Source organism: Spongiimicrobium sp. 3-5 (assembly GCF_046557915.1).
GTDB lineage: Bacteria > Bacteroidota > Bacteroidia > Flavobacteriales > Flavobacteriaceae > JBHEBG01.
This window is the reverse complement of the sequence record NZ_JBHEBG010000002.1, coordinates 592,495-610,799: the sequence shown is the minus strand read 5'-3', so window position 1 is coordinate 610,799 and position 18,305 is coordinate 592,495. Positions and strand designations below refer to the sequence as shown.

General features: G+C 40.5%; 17 protein-coding genes. 7 read left to right on the top strand and 10 right to left on the bottom strand.

All coding sequences use genetic code 11. The features are described from left to right. Positions 1 to 64 precede the first annotated feature (64 nt). The 3 genes from ACEQ81_RS10890 to ACEQ81_RS10880 form a co-directional block, all read right to left on the bottom strand. Positions 65 to 1,453 carry a M16 family metallopeptidase gene (locus ACEQ81_RS10890; protein ID WP_411030920.1) on the bottom strand — a complete coding sequence of 463 codons (1,389 nt, stop codon included), beginning with the start codon at positions 1,451 to 1,453 and terminating at the stop codon, positions 65 to 67. After that, positions 1,453 to 2,847 (bottom strand): M16 family metallopeptidase, encoded by a 1,395-nt coding sequence (locus ACEQ81_RS10885; RefSeq protein WP_411030919.1) that lies wholly within the window; start codon positions 2,845 to 2,847, stop codon positions 1,453 to 1,455. The genes ACEQ81_RS10890 and ACEQ81_RS10885 overlap by 1 nt, the downstream gene beginning before the upstream one ends. A 105-nt stretch (positions 2,848 to 2,952) precedes the next feature. After that, complete coding sequence (locus ACEQ81_RS10880) at positions 2,953 to 3,747, bottom strand: MBL fold metallo-hydrolase (RefSeq protein ID WP_411030918.1); 795 nt, start codon at positions 3,745 to 3,747, stop codon at positions 2,953 to 2,955. A gap of 187 nt (positions 3,748 to 3,934) precedes the next feature. Between ACEQ81_RS10880 and ACEQ81_RS10875 the strand changes: the two genes are divergently transcribed. Then, complete coding sequence (locus ACEQ81_RS10875; protein ID WP_411030917.1) at positions 3,935 to 4,822, top strand: hypothetical protein; 888 nt, start codon at positions 3,935 to 3,937, stop codon at positions 4,820 to 4,822. Between the two features lie 66 nt (positions 4,823 to 4,888). Here the strand turns inward: ACEQ81_RS10875 and fumC are convergent, their stop codons facing one another. Continuing rightward, positions 4,889 to 6,289 carry a class II fumarate hydratase gene (fumC, locus tag ACEQ81_RS10870; protein WP_411030916.1) on the bottom strand — a complete coding sequence of 467 codons (1,401 nt, stop codon included), beginning with the start codon at positions 6,287 to 6,289 and terminating at the stop codon, positions 4,889 to 4,891. 122 nt (positions 6,290 to 6,411) lie between these two features. Between fumC and ACEQ81_RS10865 the strand changes: the two genes are divergently transcribed. After that, positions 6,412 to 6,585, top strand: a complete 174-nt coding sequence (locus ACEQ81_RS10865; RefSeq protein WP_411030915.1) for a hypothetical protein — start codon at positions 6,412 to 6,414, stop codon at positions 6,583 to 6,585. Between the two features lie 25 nt (positions 6,586 to 6,610). Here ACEQ81_RS10865 and ACEQ81_RS10860 read toward each other — a convergent pair whose 3' ends face one another. From ACEQ81_RS10860 to prfB, 3 genes are all read right to left on the bottom strand, one after another. Beyond that, entirely contained in the window at positions 6,611 to 7,117 is a 507-nt protein-coding gene (locus ACEQ81_RS10860; RefSeq protein ID WP_411030914.1) for a hypothetical protein, read from the bottom strand. 37 nt (positions 7,118 to 7,154) lie between these two features. Further along, positions 7,155 to 7,499, bottom strand: a complete 345-nt coding sequence (gene arsC, locus ACEQ81_RS10855) for an arsenate reductase (glutaredoxin) (RefSeq protein WP_411030913.1) — start codon at positions 7,497 to 7,499, stop codon at positions 7,155 to 7,157. 19 nt (positions 7,500 to 7,518) lie between these two features. Continuing rightward, positions 7,519 to 8,614 (bottom strand): peptide chain release factor 2 gene (prfB, locus tag ACEQ81_RS10850; RefSeq protein ID WP_411030912.1). Its coding sequence is split into 2 segments (ribosomal slippage): positions 7,519 to 8,550 and positions 8,552 to 8,614, totalling 1,095 coding nucleotides; the frame shifts between segments, so codons are not numbered across the junction. An 85-nt stretch (positions 8,615 to 8,699) separates the two neighbouring features. Between prfB and ACEQ81_RS10845 the strand changes: the two genes are divergently transcribed. Both ACEQ81_RS10845 and ACEQ81_RS10840 read left to right on the top strand, forming a co-directional pair. Further along, positions 8,700 to 11,102 (top strand): zinc-dependent metalloprotease, encoded by a 2,403-nt coding sequence (locus ACEQ81_RS10845; protein WP_411030911.1) that lies wholly within the window; start codon positions 8,700 to 8,702, stop codon positions 11,100 to 11,102. 56 nt (positions 11,103 to 11,158) lie between these two features. Further along, entirely contained in the window at positions 11,159 to 12,184 is a 1,026-nt protein-coding gene (locus ACEQ81_RS10840) for a threonine aldolase family protein (protein ID WP_411030910.1), read from the top strand. On the opposite strand, the gene ACEQ81_RS10835 is transcribed toward ACEQ81_RS10840, so the two are convergent. From ACEQ81_RS10835 to ACEQ81_RS10825, 3 genes are all read right to left on the bottom strand, one after another. Next, positions 12,176 to 12,508: a YegP family protein gene (locus tag ACEQ81_RS10835; RefSeq protein WP_411030909.1), complete on the bottom strand. Its 333-nt coding sequence runs from the start codon at positions 12,506 to 12,508 to the stop codon at positions 12,176 to 12,178. The two genes, ACEQ81_RS10840 and ACEQ81_RS10835, sit on opposite strands and share 9 nt — an antisense overlap. 253 nt (positions 12,509 to 12,761) lie before the next feature. Then, positions 12,762 to 13,217 (bottom strand): thioredoxin family protein, encoded by a 456-nt coding sequence (locus ACEQ81_RS10830; RefSeq protein WP_411030908.1) that lies wholly within the window; start codon positions 13,215 to 13,217, stop codon positions 12,762 to 12,764. A 37-nt stretch (positions 13,218 to 13,254) separates the two neighbouring features. Further along, the gene (locus ACEQ81_RS10825; protein ID WP_411030907.1) at positions 13,255 to 13,581 is read right to left on the bottom strand and encodes a YbaB/EbfC family nucleoid-associated protein; all 327 of its coding nucleotides are present in this window, start codon (positions 13,579 to 13,581) and stop codon (positions 13,255 to 13,257) included. A gap of 60 nt (positions 13,582 to 13,641) precedes the next feature. On the opposite strand from ACEQ81_RS10825, the gene ACEQ81_RS10820 reads away from it, so the two are divergent. The 3 genes from ACEQ81_RS10820 to ACEQ81_RS10810 all read left to right on the top strand — a co-directional run bounded on the left by ACEQ81_RS10820 (position 13,642) and on the right by ACEQ81_RS10810 (position 18,284). Continuing rightward, complete coding sequence (locus tag ACEQ81_RS10820) at positions 13,642 to 15,780, top strand: S9 family peptidase (RefSeq protein ID WP_411030906.1); 2,139 nt, start codon at positions 13,642 to 13,644, stop codon at positions 15,778 to 15,780. Positions 15,781 to 15,857: 77 nt separating this feature from the next. After that, positions 15,858 to 16,898, top strand: a complete 1,041-nt coding sequence (locus ACEQ81_RS10815) for a PLP-dependent cysteine synthase family protein (RefSeq protein WP_411030905.1) — start codon at positions 15,858 to 15,860, stop codon at positions 16,896 to 16,898. 126 nt (positions 16,899 to 17,024) lie between these two features. Further along, the gene (locus ACEQ81_RS10810; protein ID WP_411030904.1) at positions 17,025 to 18,284 is read left to right on the top strand and encodes an aminotransferase class I/II-fold pyridoxal phosphate-dependent enzyme; all 1,260 of its coding nucleotides are present in this window, start codon (positions 17,025 to 17,027) and stop codon (positions 18,282 to 18,284) included. Positions 18,285 to 18,305 lie beyond the last annotated feature (21 nt).

The window sequence follows — 18,305 nt, the reverse complement described above, 5'->3', positions numbered from 1 at the left end:
TGGAAGCTACAAAATAAAAACTCCCGCTCATTGGCGGGAGTTTTTGTTATTGGAAGTGTTTGAACTATTCTTTAATAGCGGTATTGAGCGTTTCTTCTATTTGATCTTTTATCTTTTCCTTATCCCCAACTACAATAAGGGTCATTTGCTCTGGTTTGATGTACTTTTTGGTCATTTCCATAACTTTTTGTGGTGTTACCGCATGCATGTTTTTTACTTTATCGACCAAAAAAGACTCATCCAAATCGTGCACGTTCAAAAACACCAATTGGTTTATGATACCATTGGGTGATGAATTTTGCAAGACATAAATACCCGATTCGTAGTTTATAATACCTTCCATTTCTTCTTTTGAAGGTGGTTCACTTTGTAATTTTGCAATTTCTTTCTTTATTTCTGTCAACGAAGCCCCGGTATGTTCCGTTGTTACATCGGCCACCTGATACCATACTCCAGATTTATAGTTGGTCTGAAGGCTGCTATATGGGGAATACGTGTATCCTTTATCTTCCCTAATGTTACTGGTTATCCTAGATGCAAAAGACCCTCCCAAAATGGAGTTGGTGACATCCAATGCAATAAAATCTTCGCTAGAAGGGTCTATTGTAGGTAGACCATAATAGATTGTAGATTGTGGAGCTCCCGGACGGTCTACTATCTTTACTTGTCCTTCAGAACTTGGCTTTGCAATTGTATAGGACGCTGGTGTACCTTTTCTCCAATCGCCCAAGGACTTCTCTACAGCCTCTTGTACTTGTTCCTTATCAAAATTGCCCGCCACGTAAATGGTTGTCCTTTCGGCTCCAAAGTTATCGTCGTAGAATTGTTTAATATCGGCTACGGTATAGGAATCTATCATTGCGTCATCTGGGAAGGTCCTTCCATAAGGATGATCGGGGTAGACAGCACCAAAGAAGTCCCTACTAGCTTGGGACTGGGGAGAAGCCAATTGCACGGATAACTGGCGTTTCATGTCGTTCTTTAAGCGATCCAATTCAGATTCTGGCCATTTTGGGTTTTTAAGCACATCGGCCATTAATGAAATGGCTTCCGGAGCAAACTCATACAATACTGAACTGCTGAGTGAGGATGTATGGGCGCCTACACCTATATTTAAGTTGCCGCCCATGCCGGCCACTTCATCGGCTATTTGCTTTGCCGTTTTTGTAGTACTTCCTTCTTCCAGTAAATCGGCCAATAAATCTGCCAACCAAACCTGATTCTCCTTTTCATCAATGTTTCCGGTTTTGATATTGAAGTTGATGGTTGCTTTGGGAATAGCACCATAAGGTACCATTACAAGGGTAAGGCCATTGTCAAAATTAACCACTTCCTTTTTAGGGAGGGAAAAGCCTTTAGGTTCACCGCCTACAGGGGGTTGTTCTTTTTCCTGGGCGTTTGTAAAGGATACCGATAGCGCAATCGCCAAACAAAACGTTAGTATATTTTTCATTATTCTGATTTTTCGTTGTTAGCCAATAAAGGGTTGATGGTAAGAATAGTACGATTCGTTTTTCTTAAGTACTCATCGATTGTCCTACTCATAATTTCTGGAGTGATTTTTTTGAACTCGTCCTCCAGGGTATTTATGCGTTGTGGATTATCATCGAACAGAGCAAAACTACAGAGCAGATCTGCCCTTCCCAAACCAAAAGTGCCTCCAACATTGTCATAGAGTTGCGATCGTATCTTTATAAGGGCTTTATCTAGCATTTCTTGAGATAAGGTACTTTTAAGGTCTACCATAACCTCATCTATTGCTGTTAAAATATCTTCCCTGGAAGTTTCGGTATCATAGGTTAGGCTATACATCCATAGCATGGGACCTTTGTAGTTGTACATATTTCCCAATAGGTAATTAATACCACCGCCGACATCCGAGGTGTATCCTTTTTCTTTTTCCAATTTCTGGGCCAGCAAACTGTTATCCCCTTTCACCAGAATTTGGTCCAAGAGGCCCATGGCATAGTATTCTGGAGAATTTCTTTCGGGCATTTGATAAGCCACTGCAATGGCCGGTTTATTGGCTAGGGCATCGTCTTTTACAAATTCTTTTTCCTCTTCCTGTCTTGGTTCGGAAATATCTGGTTTAGGTGGCAGTTCGGATGCAGGGATGTTTCCAAAGTATTTCTCGATCCATTTTTTTGCATCTTCCTGTTCAAAATCCCCTACAATGGATATGGCCGCGTTGTTAGGTGCATAATAGGTTTTAAAGAAGCTGGCAACGTCTTCTAGATTGGCAGCATCCAAATCTTCGAGATCGCCATAAAAATTATGGGAGTTGTACCAGTTGGTATTGGCGTACTGAGGCATATCTAACCAAGGGAAACCACCGTAAGGCTGGTTAAGGACATTTACCTTCACCTCATTTTTTACTACCCCTTGCTGATTTGTCAAATTATCTTGGGTAATGGCAAGGCCTCTCATACGATCTGCTTCTGCCCAAAGCATGGTCTCTAATTTGTGTGCCGGTACTATTTCAAAATAATTGGTGTAATCAAATCGGGTAGATCCGTTTAGAACGCCGCCATTTTGCTGTACTAGTTTTACAAATTCCATTTTACCCAGGTTATTGGATCCTTGGAACATCATGTGTTCAAATAAATGGGCAAACCCTGTGCGATCTTTGGGCTCTATCCGAAAGCCAATGTTGTAATAGGCTGCCACAATAACGGTAGGGGAGGTATGGTCTTGGGATAGGATTACCTTCAACCCGTTATCGAGCTTATAGTACTCAACGGGGACTTGAAACTTCGCTGTTTCTTTCTTTTCCTCCTTTTCCCCGGCGCAGCCCACCATACAAAGGGCAAGGGCACCGAGAAATAATGATTTCAGTGTAAATTTCATTCGTAGTTTATTAGGTTATTAATTAGTCACGGGCTAGCGCCCTTAATTGTATATGACGCATTTGGCAAGATATTGTTACATTATTTTTGTTAAACCTTTTTCACGCTAATAAGGATCTGCAGGGTACCAATCTAACTGAACCACTTCGATATCTGGATTGCCTTCGTTTACAAGTGCTTTAAATTTTACAACGTCGCTCACTTCCGGTCTTCCTCTATAATGGTATGGGTATATCTGTTTGGGTTTAAATTGCAGTACCGCATCGGCCGCACTTTCTACGGTCATAGTATAGGGAAGGTTCATACAGACGAAGGCCTTATCTATATCTTTTAACGCCCTCATTTCAGGAATATCCTCTGAATCCCCAGAAAAATATAGACGTTCACCAGCGATATTTAAAACATAGCCGTTGCCTCTTCCCTTTTCATGAAATTTAAGGGCCTCTTCCCTTAGGTTGTACATAGGGATGGCTTCTACCTTAATTCCAAAACGTTCCTTGGAATCTCCGTTATTAAGTACGTCTATTTGTGGAGTAAATTCAGGGGGCATTTTATCCGCTACCGCCTGGGGTACCATAATTTTTGCTTTTTCCGTGTTAAGATCAAGTAATGTCTCAACACTTAAATGATCCCCGTGTATGTCTGTTATAAGAATCAGGTCGGGTTGTTTATGGGCTTTAAAAGCATCAGCTCCTCCAACGGGATCTATGTATATGGTGATATCTTTCCATAAGAGCACGGCTGTGGCATGGGAAACAGGTATAATCTCTATTTCGGCATTTTCCTTTTGGGTGGTCATAGCAGTGTCAATTGTATCGGGAGCCTTGGAAGTTGGTTTCCTTTCTTTGCAGCCCATATAGGTAAAACAACAGCTTATAAAAAGTAAAATTAGCTTTCTCATGTTTATTGGTGTTTAAATGAATAACTATGTGGAATACCATAAAGTTAGGGTTTACAACCATTTAGCTACGTTAAAAATATATTTTTTTTCATCTAAAAAATCTAAAAGGAAAATTGCATCGTATATAGTCGTATAAAACAAATAACTTTTTTATCAAAGTAAACACAGGTTAACTAATTTTTACATTATGACTGAAACAAAGAGTAACAACGGATTGAAGGTAATAGCAGGTTTGCTAGGCGTGGTATTGTTAGGTACCATTATCTACACAGTAAGTCTTTATCAAGATAAACAAAAGACTACAAATCAGCTTACCCAAGAAAAAGAATTGGTAGTAGAGGATTTAAATAGCTTGAAATCTGAATATGACAAAGCTATATTGGAAAGCAACGCAACTAACGAAGAGTTGGTAAGCGCTAGAGATAATATTGCAAAATACATTGATTCTGTTAAAACAATGAAAGCTGATATTTCTTCACTTTCTCGTTACAGAAGACAAGTAAGTGTACTTAAGAAAGAAAGAGAAATGTTGTTAAAGCAAGTTGATTCTTTAACACAGTCCAACACTTTGATCGCCATGCAGCGCGATAGTACTTTTGTAGAGTTGGAGAAACAAACTGTATTTAACGATTCATTGGTTGTTCAAAACACACAATTGGCCGATGTTGTTGAAAGAGGGTCTGCTTTAAACCTTTCCAAGTTTGCTGTTGATGCCGTTAAGGAGCGTAGCAATGGTAAATTGGTATCTACTTCTAGAGCTAGCAGAACCGATAAATTTAAAATTTGTTTTACAGTTGCCGATAACGTAATCGCCGATGCCGGAGACAGAGAATTCTTTGTTGAGGTATTGGATCCACAAGGGAACGTATTGGGTGAGAGCTTTTCTAAGTCCGATGATTCCGGAGCTTCCGTAACATATAGTAAAGGAACAAACTTCTACTACGAAAACAAGTCTTTGGATGTTTGTGACTATGTAAACAAGCCATCAGGAGATTTCCAGAAAGGAAACTACATGGTAAACGTTTATGACGATAGATTAAAATTATTGGGAACTTCCAAGTTCGCTTTAAAATAGTAAACACTATCCATTATTATAAAAAAGGGGCGGTCTATTGATCGTCCCTTTTTTTATGCGTAATATCTATTTTTTAATTGAGCCTACCATTTTTTCTGGTCTTACCCATTCATCATACTCGGCTTCGGTAACATAACCAAGGTTTATGGCTTCTTCTTTTAGTGTAGTTCCATTTTTATGGGCGGTATTGGCTATTTCCGCGGCCTTGTAATAACCTATTTTTGTGTTAAGTGCCGTTACCAGCATTAGGGAGTTGTTCAACAATTGTGTAATTACCTCACTATTTGGTTCAATACCCGAAGCACAGTTGATATCGAAACTTACACAAGCATCCCCGATCAGCTCTGCCGATTCTAGAATATTTGCCGCCATCATGGGTTTAAAGACATTAAGTTCGTAATGTCCTTGTGTACCGCCAACGTTTATGGCTACGTCATTACCTAAAACTTGCGCACATACCATGGTAAGCGCCTCACATTGGGTAGGATTTACTTTGCCGGGCATAATGGAGCTTCCGGGTTCGTTAGCAGGAATTGTTATTTCGCCTATACCAGATCTTGGTCCGGAAGCCATCATCCTAATATCATTGGCAATCTTATTTAAGGATACCGCCAATTGTTTTAAAGCACCATGACTTTCCACAATGGCGTCATGAGCTGCCAAAGCCTCAAATTTATTTTCAGCGGTCTTAAACGGCAATCCGGTGAATTCCGCAATATATTTTGCCACCAATACATCATAACCTTCAGGAGTGTTTAGCCCTGTACCAACGGCTGTACCTCCAAGGGCCAATTCACTAAGATGATCTAGCGTATTCTTAAGCGCTTTTAGTCCATGATCCAATTGGGAAACATAGCCAGAAAATTCTTGTCCCAGGGTTAGTGGGGTGGCATCCATTAAATGGGTACGTCCTATTTTTACCACATCGCAAAAGTTCTTGGACTTTTTATCTAAAGTGTCCCTTAACTGGCTTACCCCAGGTATGGTAACCTCCACAATTTTTTTATAGGCGGCGATATGCATTCCGGTTGGAAAGGTATCGTTAGAAGATTGGGATTTGTTAACATCGTCATTGGGTTGAATGGTTTTTTCTCCCTCACCAATGATCCTTCCTGCCAATTCGTGGGCCCTATTGGCAATTACTTCGTTAACGTTCATATTACTTTGTGTACCCGAACCTGTTTGCCAGATGACCAAAGGAAACTGATTGTTATGCTTGCCAAGCAATATTTCATCACAGACCGATGCAATAAGGTCTCGTTTCTCCTGGGTAAGTACCCCAAGCTCATGATTTGTATACGCTGCGGCCTTTTTTAAATAGGCAAAGCCATAAACAATATCCAAGGGCATGGAGGCCGATGGCCCGATCTTAAAGTTATTTCTAGAACGTTCGGTTTGGGCACCCCAATATTTATCGGATGGGACCTTCACCTCTCCCATGGTATCTTTCTCTATTCTAAAACTCATTTTTTGATAGTTATGTTCCTAACAAAGGTACTGCTTTGAAGAATTATTTCCATTTTTTTTAAAATTTCGTTTGCAGTATTAGGGTATTTGGAAGTATCTTTGCGTAAGTAAATTTTAAGATTATGTTCGAGTTCGACCAGTATTTAGGATTTTTGGCATTTTTAACCATACTTACCATAGGATTTTGGCTGATGATGTTTTTGTTGTTGTTTGTTGTGCCGTATTGGTTGGGAGGTAATCTATTGGAGATTTTTAAAGAAAAAAGGGCGGCTAAAAAAGCCGAACGAGAAGCATAAAAAAAGGAGCCAATTGGCTCCTTTTTTATTTTTCATCCTCTTTGGATTTGTCCTTTTTCTTTTTTTTCTTCTTTTTCTTTTTTCTGTTGGCCTTATTAAACCCTTCTTCTTTTAAGTCTAAATAGGCTTGGTATTTTTCTTCGGGCAATCCTGCCTTTAACTCATCGTTCTCCTTTTTAAGGATTGCTTCATATCCTTCCCGGGCCTTTTCCGGTTCTAGACTCAGAAGTTGTAATTGCTGACGTTCCTTAAAATATTTTAAGAGTGTGGTACTTACAACGGCTTGCTCAAAGTCGTTCAATTCCAACGTCTCGGTAATCTTGGGCATCTGTTGATCTAAAACTTCTTCTGCTGTTAATGGTTTTGCCTCTTGCGGGGGAGACTGTACCCGTGGTAGGGTACTAGATCGTCTTCCGTAACCGTTCCCATACCCATTTCCATATCTACGCCCATTTTGATATTGAGCCTGAAGCTCGGGGGCACAGAGTATGAAAACAAACAAGGTTAAAACAAATTGTATACTGACTTTCATTGTACTATCTGTTTGTTATACTGCAAATTACGTAATTCTAAGCTAAAAGTTCCTTTATTTTTTCAACGGGCCTTCCTATAACCGCTTTATTTCCTTTGATTACTATTGGCCGCTCAATAAGTTTAGGATACTGCACCATTGCCTCTATTACCTGTTCATCTGTTAGTATCTTCCCTCTAAACTTTTCTTTCCAAATGGCTTCGTTTTTACGAACCAGGTTTTCTGGTTTAAGATCAAGGTAGTTAATTACTTGCGTAAGTTCTTCCTTGGAAGGAATATTTTCTAGATACTTAACAACTTCAAATACCGCGCCAGATTCTTCCAATACGGAGAGTCCTTCTCTAGATTTGCTGCATCTGGGATTGTGATAAATTTTAACCATACGCCGTTTTTTATGTTAATTAGACTTCTTTTTGCCCACTCATCATTAAATAGGCCTTTAAAAACGAATCTATATTCCCGTCCATTACCGCATCCACATTACCCGTTTCTTCAGCGGTCCTAACATCTTTCACCAATTTATAGGGGTGCATTACATAGTTTCTTATTTGCGATCCCCATTCTATTTTCATTTTGGAGGATTCTATTTCTTGGCGGGCTTCTTGTTTTTTACGTAGCTCAATTTCGTACAATTGCGATTTCAACATTTTAAGTGCCGTAGCCCTATTATCGTGCTGCGATCTTGAGTCTGAGCACGAAATTTGAATTCCACTGGGCTTGTGTACCAGTTGCACCTTGGTTTCTACTTTATTTACATTTTGTCCGCCAGCACCACTAGATCGGGCAGTAGTAATTTCAATATCTGCCGGGTTCACTTCAATTTCTATACTGTCGTCTACCAGTGGATAAACATAGACCGAAGCAAACGAAGTGTGCCGTTTGGCATTACTATCAAAAGGAGATATTCTTACCAATCTATGTACTCCGTTTTCTCCTTTAAGCCAACCAAAGGCAAATTCACCTTCAATTTCCAAAGTAACGGTCTTAATACCTGCAACATCTCCTTCCTGATAGTTAAGTTCCCTAACCTTATGTCCATTTTTTTCGCTCCACATCATATACATCCGCATTAACATGGCCGCCCAATCGCAACTTTCTGTCCCCCCGGCACCCGCGGTAATCTGAAGCACCGCCGTAAGATCATCCCCTTCTTCGGAAAGCATGTTCTTAAATTCGAGCTTTTCGATATGTGAAAGCGCTTTTTGGTACTGACCCGCTACTTCCTCTTCCGTTACATCTCCTTCTTTTAAAAACTCCAATAAAACTTCCAGATCCCCGGTTAAGGTGATGCCTGTATTATAATCGTCCACCCATTTCTTTTTGGACTGAATACGTTTCATTTGGGCCTGGGCTTCCTGAGGGTTGTCCCAAAAATCTGGAGCCAGCGTTTTTTCCTCTTCGTTCTCTAGTTCTATAAGCTTGGCATCTATGTCAAAGATACCTCCTCAACGCACCAAGGCGTTCTATAAGATCTTTATGTAGATCTGTTGTAATCATGAATCAATGGTTTTGGCAAAAATAGAATTTATACATGGTTGAACAATCAATTTTACATAAATTTAGAAATTCAAACCAAATAATAATGAAGCACTTTCAATACCTCATACTCCTAACCGTTTTTTGCATGGGTGGCATTAATGCACAACTGACTGATGATCTCTCGTCATTTCAAAAATTTGATGGTTTTTACAACTTTTATTACGATGCGAAAAAAGATAAAATTTATCTAGAAGTAGAGGAATTGAACAAAGAACTACTTTATGTCTATTCGTTAAGCAGTGGTATAGGTAGTAACGATATAGGACTCGATAGGGGACAACTGGGCAATGAACAGGTGGTTTACTTTAAGAGAGCCGGAAATAAACTAATGTTGGTGCAGCCAAACCTAAGCTATAGGGCACTTACCGATAATATGCTCGAAAAAAAGTCCGTAGAACAGGCTTTTGCTAAATCTGTGCTAGGCGGGTTTAAGATACAAAAGGAGGTAGATGGAAAGTACATTATAGATATTACCAACTTTTTAATGCAGGATGTGCATGGTGTGGTTGCCCGGCTAAAGAGCGCCAAACAGGGAAGTTATACCCTAGCTAAATCTAAAAGTGCGTTGGATATGGATCGTACAAAGGCCTTTCCAAAGAATGTGGAGTTTGATGTTACACTGACCTTTGAGGGAGATCCCAAGGGCGATTACATACGCTCGGTAACACCAAACCCACGTTTGGTGACCGTGGCCCAACACCATTCATTTATTGAACTGCCCGATGCAGGCTATGAAAAAAGAGTGTACGACCCCCGTTGCGGATCTTACCCTTTCACTTATTATGATTATGCCACCCCGGTACAAGAGCCTATTTTAAAACGCTTTGTTACCAGACACCGACTGCAGAAAAAGGATCCCACGGCCGACGTAAGCGAAGCGGTGGAACCTATTATCTATTATCTGGACAACGGTACACCAGAACCTGTACGTTCTGCACTGTTAGAAGGTGGGAGATGGTGGAACCAGGCTTTTGAGGCCATAGGTTACAAAGATGCTTTTCAGCTAAAAATATTACCAGATGATGCGGATCCCTTGGATGTAAGATATAATGTAATCCAATGGGTTCACAGATCTACAAGAGGATGGAGCTACGGCAGCAGTATTACTGATCCCCGTACTGGTGAGATTATGAAGGGGCATGTAAGTTTGGGAAGCTTGCGTATTCGTCAAGATTTTTTGATCGCACAAGCTTTGATGAACAAACCATTTGCGGAAAGGGACGATAACCACGATGCTATGTTAGCCTTGGCCTTGGCAAGAATACGTCAGCTTTCGGCCCATGAAATAGGGCATACTTTAGGTTTTGCCCATAATTTTGCCGCCAGTACCAATGGACGAGCTTCTGTAATGGACTATCCGCACCCTCAATTCTCCATTTCCAATGGAGAGATCGATTTTTCAAAAGCCTACGCAACCGGAATCGGGGAATGGGACAAAGTAACCGTTGCCTATTCCTATTCGGAGTTTTCCAAAGATACCGATGTAAAAGAAGCACTGAACAAAGTATTGGCAGATGCAAATTCCAAAGGTTTGCGGTATATCTCCGACCAAGATGCCAGACCGGCAGGCGGGGCACATGGACTTGCACATTTGTGGGATAACGGAAAAAGCGCAAGTGAAGAGTTAAACAATGTATTGGCGGTTCGCAAGATGGCCATTACAAATTTTTCGATGGACAATATTAGAAAAAACGAACCCAACTCCGTATTGGAAGATGTTTTTGCGCCTTTGTATTTTTTCCATAGATATCAAACGGAAGCCGTGGCTAAGCTTATAAGCGGGTTAGACTATAACTATGCGGTAAAAGGCGATGGGCAAACCACCGTATCGATCTTGGACAGAAAGATTCAGGAAAATGCCTTGGGCCAGCTTTTAAGAACATTGAATGCCCAGGAAATAGCCATTCCCAGGGAAAAACTTTCTTTGTTTCCACCTAGGGCAATAGGGTACAATCGTACCAGAGAATCGCTAAAAGGCAGGACAGGGATATCTTTTGATGCGCTTTCAGCACCAGAAACAGCAGCCGATATGACATTAACTTTCCTTATGCACCCAGAACGTGCATCGCGATTAATACAACAGAAAAGTTTAGATCATAATAATTTGGGGTTGTCGGAGGTGTTGGACAGGGTTATAGAAAACACGGTCAATAAAGATCACAAGGACAGCTATATAAGTGAAATACAGGCGATTATTAATTTTAGGGTGCTACACCATCTTATGAGTTTGGCCGCACATACTTCGGTACATCCCCAGGTAAATGCCCTCGCCAGGGAAGCATTGCGCAAAGTGAATGCCCTGACGCTTAAAGGAGATCAAGGGGCAAACGACAGGGAAATTGTACGTAGAATAAGCAATTTTAATAAACACCCTGAGCGGTTTAAAGTTATTCCTTCCCCCAAAATCCCAGATGGTTCTCCTATTGGCATGGACTGTATGTACTAATACCTTTTACCCAGCTTTTAAAGACACCTTCTTATTAACCGAATAAGTGAAACAATGTGGAAATAAATTTAATCAGTGATACAGTAACCAAACCCACCCAGGGGATGTTAGAAGCTATGATGGGCGCCAAGGTAGGTGACGACGTTTTTAAGGCAGATCCTTCGGTAAATGCATTGGAAGCAAAGGTGGCGGGTTTTTTTGGCATGGAGGCCGCACTGTTTTTTCCAAGTGGTACCATGGCCAACCAAACAGCCATTAAACTCCATACAAACCCGGGAGATCAATTGATATGCGACAAATATGCGCATGTTTACAACTACGAAGGTGGTGGTGTTAGTTTTAATAGCGGAGTTTCTTGTAAACTGGTGGATGGCAATAGGGGCATGATGACAGCCAGTCAGGTAAAGGATGCCATAAACCCTCCCGATTTTTACCACAGCCCTCTAAGTAAATTGGTATGTATTGAAAATACCACAAATAAGGGCGGCGGTGCATGTTGGGATTTTGATGAACTGCAAAGTATACAAGAGGTATGCAATACCAACGGCCTGGCATATCATCTAGACGGTGCCCGACTATGGAATGCCTTGGTTGCCAAAAAGGAATCTCCCTTACAGTACGGCGCCATGTTTAACACCATAAGCGTTTGTTTCAGTAAGGGCCTGGGGTGTCCTGTAGGTTCTGCTCTTGTGGGCAGCAACGATTTAATACAGAAAGCACTTAGGGTAAGAAAAGTACTGGGAGGAGGAATGCGCCAAGCCGGTTTTCTGGCCGCCGCTGCAATATATGCTTTGGATAATCATATAGACCGACTTGCAGAAGATCATAGGAAGGCAAAAACAATAGGGGAGGTGCTCACAGGGTTATCTTTTATAAAAAAGGTAGAGCCCATAGAAACCAATATCATCATATTCGAAATTGATGAAAACTACCTCAGCGGCGATCAGTTTGTGGAAAAATTGGGAGCGAAAGGAGTTCAGATCATTAGCATGGGCCAAGGAAAATTACGTATTGTAACCCATTTGGACTATACCGAAGCGATGCATAACGCCCTGCTAGAGCTATTAGCGAGCTTAAACTAAACCTAAATCTAGGTTGGGTGGTAGCGAAGTAATGCGGTTTCTTAGATTTTTTATGCCATTCTCCATACCCGCTTCTGAATTGTATAGCTGACTATTGCCAATAATTCTTCCGTTGCCGTCTTTTAAATTAAAAAGGAATTCCCCGGAACTATTTGTTCTTCGCTCAAAGGCATTATTGTTTTTTACCAAGGGATACAGGCTCGTAATCGTTTTTTTTATAGCCTCTTCACTATGGAATTCTACACTTTTTAGCAGAGTAATCCCACCTTCGGTCTTTAGGCTGAAGCTAAAACTGTTTGTCTTTTCCTTTTTTATTTGAATCATAGCGGGGTATTACAACATACCCTTAAAAATACGATATTTTAGGTAGCATTGTAACAGTTGAGGACCCGATTTATCAATAATTCTTGGCTTCCCTGTGCATTTCATCGATGATTTAATGCTAATTATCGATATTTTGATTAGATTTAGCGGACTGAATGGCTTGGTCTATTGAAAAGAACAACAAGTAACACCAGAACACTGACCAACCTCAGAAGGGCTTCACTCTAATAATTATTAGGATTTGAAGCCCTTTTTATTTACAGTGTTTTTGCAGTAGGTTCAGATGCGGTTCAATATAACCGTTCATATTGTATCCGGAAATTTCACCTAGTTCCCGTCCCTTATGATTAAGTACTTTCATCAACGGAAAAACCCCCTTTTTGTTAAACTTGGATAAAAGTTCCTTGTTGTGTGCCAATAACTCGGAGGTAAGCAGGTCTTTATTCCTGGGCATATCAATATATAACAATACGTAATGTTTCGCCAGATCCTTAAAATTGGAAGTTTCGAACAGATCGGCCTTTAGCATTTTACATGGAGGACACCAATCGCTACCCGTAAAGTAGAGTAGTACGTTTTTATGTTCCTCTGCAGCTTTTTCCATAGCTTCCGCATAATCTGTAGTCCAATTAACTCCTTCTACCACTTTAAGATCGGCCTGGGCAGAAAGCAAGACAGGTAATAAACAGAATAAGAAGATTTTTTTCATCGATAAGATTTTGGTTAAGTCACTTCAAGAATCGGGCCTATTTAAAAAATGAATCCATCCCGGGTATATTGGGCATGCCTTCTTTGGCAACTGCCGCAAGCTCAGTTTCGTTAACGTTTGTAGCTCGTTCTATAGCTTTGTTCAATGTTAAAACCAAGTAATCTTCCAGCTGCTCTTTGTCCGCCATAAGCGCATCATCAATGGTAATGTTTTTTATCGTCCGGTTGGCGGTAATGGTAACGCCCAAGAGTCCGTCGGAGGTTGCTTCATCCAAAAGTACCGTGTTGAGTCGGTCCTTGGTAGCTTTTACTTTTTCTTGGGTTTCCTTAAGTTTTCCCATCATACCCATCATATCTCCAAACATGTCGTTTTTTTAAGATTCTACCTACAAAATTAGTAAATTGCGCCGAAAATAATATTTTTTATGATAGCATTAAGAAAAAAGGAAGTTGTTTTTTTGTTATGTGTTACTTTTGCCGTTTCCTGTCAAAACCAAAAAAAGGATATGACCAAAACACCGGCCCCGATTGCCAAAAAAGTACCCAAGGAATTAGTAATGCATAACGATGTAAGAGTAGACAATTACTATTGGCTTAATCAAAGGGAAGATGAAGAGGTAATTGCCTATTTGAATGAGGAAAACGCTTACTATAACGGTTTAACGGCGCATACCAAAGATTTTCAAAAAACACTTTTTGATGAAATGAAAGGCCGGATCAAAGAAGACGATTCTTCCGTACCCTATAAACAAAATGGCTATTGGTACTATACGCGCTATGAAAAGGGAAAGGAATATCCAATATATTCTCGACGGATGGGAGAGGAGCAGGCCAAGGAAGAAATTTTGTTCGATTGCAATGAAATGGCAGAGGGGCACGATTTCTTTAATTTGGGAGGATTGGCGATAAGTCCGAATAACAAATTAGCAGCATTTTCTATTGATACCGTATCCAGAAGGCAATATATCATCCAGATCAAGAATTTGGAAACCGGGGAAATATATCCCGATAAAATAGAAAATACTACAGGAAGCGCCGTATGGGCAAACGATAACAAAACCCTGTTTTATACTCAAAAAGATCCTGTAACCTTACGTTCTGATAAGATTTACAAACATCGTCTTGGTACTTCCGCCAAAACGGATAAATTGATTTTCAACGAGGAGGACGAGACTTTTGGCACTTTTGTGTACAAGACCAAATCAAGAAAGTATATCGTTATAGGCTCTTATAGTACATTAACCTCTGAATATCAGGTGCTAAGGGCCGATGATCCTGATGGACAGTTTAAAATATTTTCTCCAAGGACCAGAGGGTTAGAATACTCTATTGCCCATTACGGTACAGATTTCTATGTACTTACCAATAAGGACAAGGCAACCAATTTTAAACTGATGAAAGTTAAAGAAGAAAATACATCATCGGATAATTGGGAAGAGTTTATTCCACATCGTACGGAGGTGCTGTTAGAGGACATAGATATCTTTAAAGACTATTATGTACTGTCCGAACGAGAAAATGGCCTCAATAAGCTTAAAATTGTGCGTTGGGATGGTAATGACAGTTACTACTTGCCCTTAGAAGGTGAAACCTATACGGCTTACGCAAGTCATAATCCCGAATTTGATACCGAAATTTTAAGGTATGCGTATAATAGTATGACTACCCCAAGTTCGGTCATAGACTTTAATCTTAGTACCAAGGAAAAGACCATTAAAAAAGAGCAAGAAGTGCTTGGCGGAAAGTTTCAAAAAGAAAATTATCTGTCCAAGCGTATCTGGGCCACTGCAAGGGACGGAGAAAAGGTACCCATGTCCATAGTATACCATAAAGATACTGATTTGAACAAGGCAAATCCTGTTTTACAATATGCGTATGGGTCTTATGGGGCAACCATAGATCCCTATTTTTCTACGGTACGCTTAAGTTTGTTAGATAGAGGGTTCGTTTATGCCATAGCACATATTAGAGGGGGACAATATTTAGGAAGACAATGGTATGAGGGGGGTAAGTTGTTAGAAAAAAAGAATACGTTTACCGATTTTGTGGATTGTTCCAAGTTTTTGATCGATAGTGGTCTCACCAGTCCAGACCATCTGTATGCCGCAGGCGGCTCGGCAGGTGGCTTGTTAATGGGTGCTATAGTTAATATGGCTCCCGACTTATACAACGGTGTTGTTGCGGCCGTACCCTTTGTAGATGTAATTACAACGATGTTGGACGATTCCATTCCGCTAACAACAGGAGAATATGACGAATGGGGCAACCCCAATGATAAGGAGTATTATGATTATATGAAATCGTATTCCCCTTACGATAACGTTACGGCGAAAGCATATCCCAATCTTTTGGTGACAACGGGTTTGCACGATTCACAAGTGCAATATTGGGAGCCTGCCAAGTGGGTGGCCAAGCTGAGGGAGATGAAGACAGATGATAATCTTCTTTTTCTTGATACCAACATGGATGCGGGCCACGGCGGGGCTTCGGGCAGGTTTGAAGCACTAAAGGAAGCAGCAAAAGAGTACGCTTTTTTATTAGATTTGGAAGGTAAAATTCAATAATTAAAAAAAAATACTAATTTTGTCCCCGAAATATAGTTATTTAACGATTGCTATGTTTTTAAACTAGACCCCCCTTTATGGAACATAAGATAGATGCTTATAACAATATCCTGGAACTTATAGGAAATACACCTTTAGTTAAATTAAACAGGATTGCGGATCAGCTTACCGGAAATTTTTATGCCAAAGTAGAGGCGTTTAACCCGGGACATTCATCAAAAGATAGAATTGCAGCTTACATCATAGAAGAGGCAGAACGCAAAGGTATACTAACTGAGGGCAGTACCATTATTGAGACCACTTCAGGAAATACCGGTTTTAGCATAGCCATGGTGAGTATCATAAAAGGTTACGAGTGCATTTTGGCAGTTAGTTCCAAATCTTCAAAAGATAAGATAGATATGCTCCGATCCATGGGAGCAAAGGTATATATCTGTCCTGCCCACGTTAGCGCGGATGATCCACGATCTTACTATCAAGTTGCCAAGCGACTGCATGAAGAAACCAAAGGATCTATCTACATTAACCAATATTTTAACGAACTTAATATAGAGGCACATTATAAAACCACTGGGCCAGAGATTTGGAAACAGACCAATGGTAATATCACCCATTTAATTGCTTGTAGTGGTACAGGGGGTACTATCTCCGGAACGGCCCGTTACCTTAAGGAACAAAATCCGAAGGTAAAAGTCATTGGTGTAGATGCTTTTGGTTCGGTTTTAAAAAAATACCACGAGACTAAGGAATTTGATGCCAACGAAATATATCCTTATCGGATAGAGGGCTTGGGCAAAAACCTGATTCCTTCAGCTACAGATTTTGAACTAATCGATAAATTTATTAAAGTTACCGACGAAGAAAGTGCCCATACGGCCCGTGAAATTTCAAAGACCGAAGGCCTTTTTGTTGGTTATACCAGTGGAGCCGTAATGCAAGCTGTGAAGCAGTTGGATGCGGAAGGCGAATTTGGTAAAAACAGTAATATAGTCGTAATTTTCCCTGATCACGGTTCTAGATATATGAGCAAGGTATACAGTGATGATTGGATGAACGACCAAGGCTTTTTCGATACCAAAAATGTGGAGGAAGCCCAACAAATAGAGTTCATAAAATAAACTATACTCAATATTTACATCCAAAGCAATGGCACCCGTGGTCATTGCTTTTTTATTGCCCCCTAAAATAATTTATGAATGCTTGTTAAAAATATATACTTTTGCAGTTAAACCAATCCAGGCTTAATGAGAGACTTGTTTGATAGAATTATTGAGAATAAAGGCCCCTTGGGAAAATGGGCTTCACAGGCAGAGGGATATTTCGTTTTTCCAAAGTTGGAAGGTCCAATTTCCAACCGGATGAAGTTTCAAGGTAAAGATGTAATCACGTGGAGTATCAATGATTACTTAGGTCTTGCCAACTTACCTGAAATCAAAAAAGTTGATGGAGATGCCGCTGCCGAGCATGGTGCCGCATACCCAATGGGTGCTAGAATGATGAGTGGGCACACAGATTTTCACGAGCAGTTAGAGCAAGAACTGGCCGCTTTTGTACAAAAAGAATCGTCCTATCTTTTAAATTTTGGATACCAAGGCATACTTTCCGCAATTGATGCGCTAGTGTCCAAAGATGATATAATCGTTTACGATGTGGATTCGCACGCGTGCATAATAGACGGGGTACGTCTGCATATGGGCAAACGCTTTACCTTTAAGCACAACGACATTGAAAGTTTGGAAAAAAACCTGGATCGAGCCACAAAAATGGCCGAGCAGACCGGGGGAGGTATTTTGGTGATTTCCGAAGGCGTTTTTGGTATGCGTGGCGAACAAGGGAAGCTTAGGGAAATAGTTGCCTTAAAACAAAAATATACGTTTAGATTATTGGTAGATGACGCACATGGCTTTGGAACCTTGGGTAAGACCGGTGCTGGTGCTGGTGAAGAACAAGGTGTGCAAGACGATATTGACGTGTACTTTGCCACTTTTGCAAAATCTATGGCAGGTATAGGTGCTTTCTTGGCGGCTGATAAAGAGATTATCGATTACTTAAAATACAACCTTCGATCTCAAATGTTTGCCAAATCGCTTCCGATGGTTTACGTAAAAGGCGCCTTAAAGAGGTTGGATATGTTACGTACCATGCCAGAGTTAAAGGCCAAGCTGTGGGAAAACGTAGATGCGCTCCAAAACGGACTTAAGGAAAGGGGATTTGATATAGGGACCACATCGAGTTGTGTTACCCCTGTTTACCTAAATGGTAGCATTCCGGAAGCTATGGCGCTGGTTAAGGACTTACGAGAAAACCATGGAATCTTCTGTTCCATTGTGGTTTATCCTGTAATTCCCAAAGGATTGATACTGTTACGTATGATTCCTACAGCCACACATACCTTAGAAGACATTGCCATTACCTTAGAAGCATTTTCAAGTATCAGGGAACGTTTGGAAAACGGAACCTATAAGCGGTTATCGGCCGCTGTTGCAGCAGCAATGGGAGAATAGTATTACTTAAATACATATTGA

Excerpts from the sequence above, each read along its gene's own strand:
- arsC (WP_411030913.1), bottom strand. The coding sequence starts at position 7,499 with ATGGTTAAAATTTATCACAATCCCAGATGCAGCAAATCTAGAGAAGGA.
- ACEQ81_RS10875 (WP_411030917.1), top strand. The coding sequence starts at position 3,935 with ATGACTGAAACAAAGAGTAACAACGGATTGAAGGTAATAGCAGGTTTG.
- ACEQ81_RS10810 (WP_411030904.1), top strand. The coding sequence starts at position 17,025 with ATGAGAGACTTGTTTGATAGAATTATTGAGAATAAAGGCCCCTTGGGA.
- ACEQ81_RS10890 (WP_411030920.1), bottom strand. The coding sequence starts at position 1,453 with ATGAAAAATATACTAACGTTTTGTTTGGCGATTGCGCTATCGGTATCC.
- ACEQ81_RS10880 (WP_411030918.1), bottom strand. The coding sequence starts at position 3,747 with ATGAGAAAGCTAATTTTACTTTTTATAAGCTGTTGTTTTACCTATATG.
- ACEQ81_RS10885 (WP_411030919.1), bottom strand. The coding sequence starts at position 2,847 with ATGAAATTTACACTGAAATCATTATTTCTCGGTGCCCTTGCCCTTTGT.
- ACEQ81_RS10835 (WP_411030909.1), bottom strand. The coding sequence starts at position 12,508 with ATGATTCAAATAAAAAAGGAAAAGACAAACAGTTTTAGCTTCAGCCTA.
- ACEQ81_RS10865 (WP_411030915.1), top strand. The coding sequence starts at position 6,412 with ATGTTCGAGTTCGACCAGTATTTAGGATTTTTGGCATTTTTAACCATA.
- ACEQ81_RS10845 (WP_411030911.1), top strand. The coding sequence starts at position 8,700 with ATGAAGCACTTTCAATACCTCATACTCCTAACCGTTTTTTGCATGGGT.
- ACEQ81_RS10825 (WP_411030907.1), bottom strand. The coding sequence starts at position 13,581 with ATGTTTGGAGATATGATGGGTATGATGGGAAAACTTAAGGAAACCCAA.
- ACEQ81_RS10830 (WP_411030908.1), bottom strand. The coding sequence starts at position 13,217 with ATGAAAAAAATCTTCTTATTCTGTTTATTACCTGTCTTGCTTTCTGCC.
- ACEQ81_RS10820 (WP_411030906.1), top strand. The coding sequence starts at position 13,642 with ATGATAGCATTAAGAAAAAAGGAAGTTGTTTTTTTGTTATGTGTTACT.
- ACEQ81_RS10860 (WP_411030914.1), bottom strand. The coding sequence starts at position 7,117 with ATGAAAGTCAGTATACAATTTGTTTTAACCTTGTTTGTTTTCATACTC.
- ACEQ81_RS10815 (WP_411030905.1), top strand. The coding sequence starts at position 15,858 with ATGGAACATAAGATAGATGCTTATAACAATATCCTGGAACTTATAGGA.
- fumC (WP_411030916.1), bottom strand. The coding sequence starts at position 6,289 with ATGAGTTTTAGAATAGAGAAAGATACCATGGGAGAGGTGAAGGTCCCA.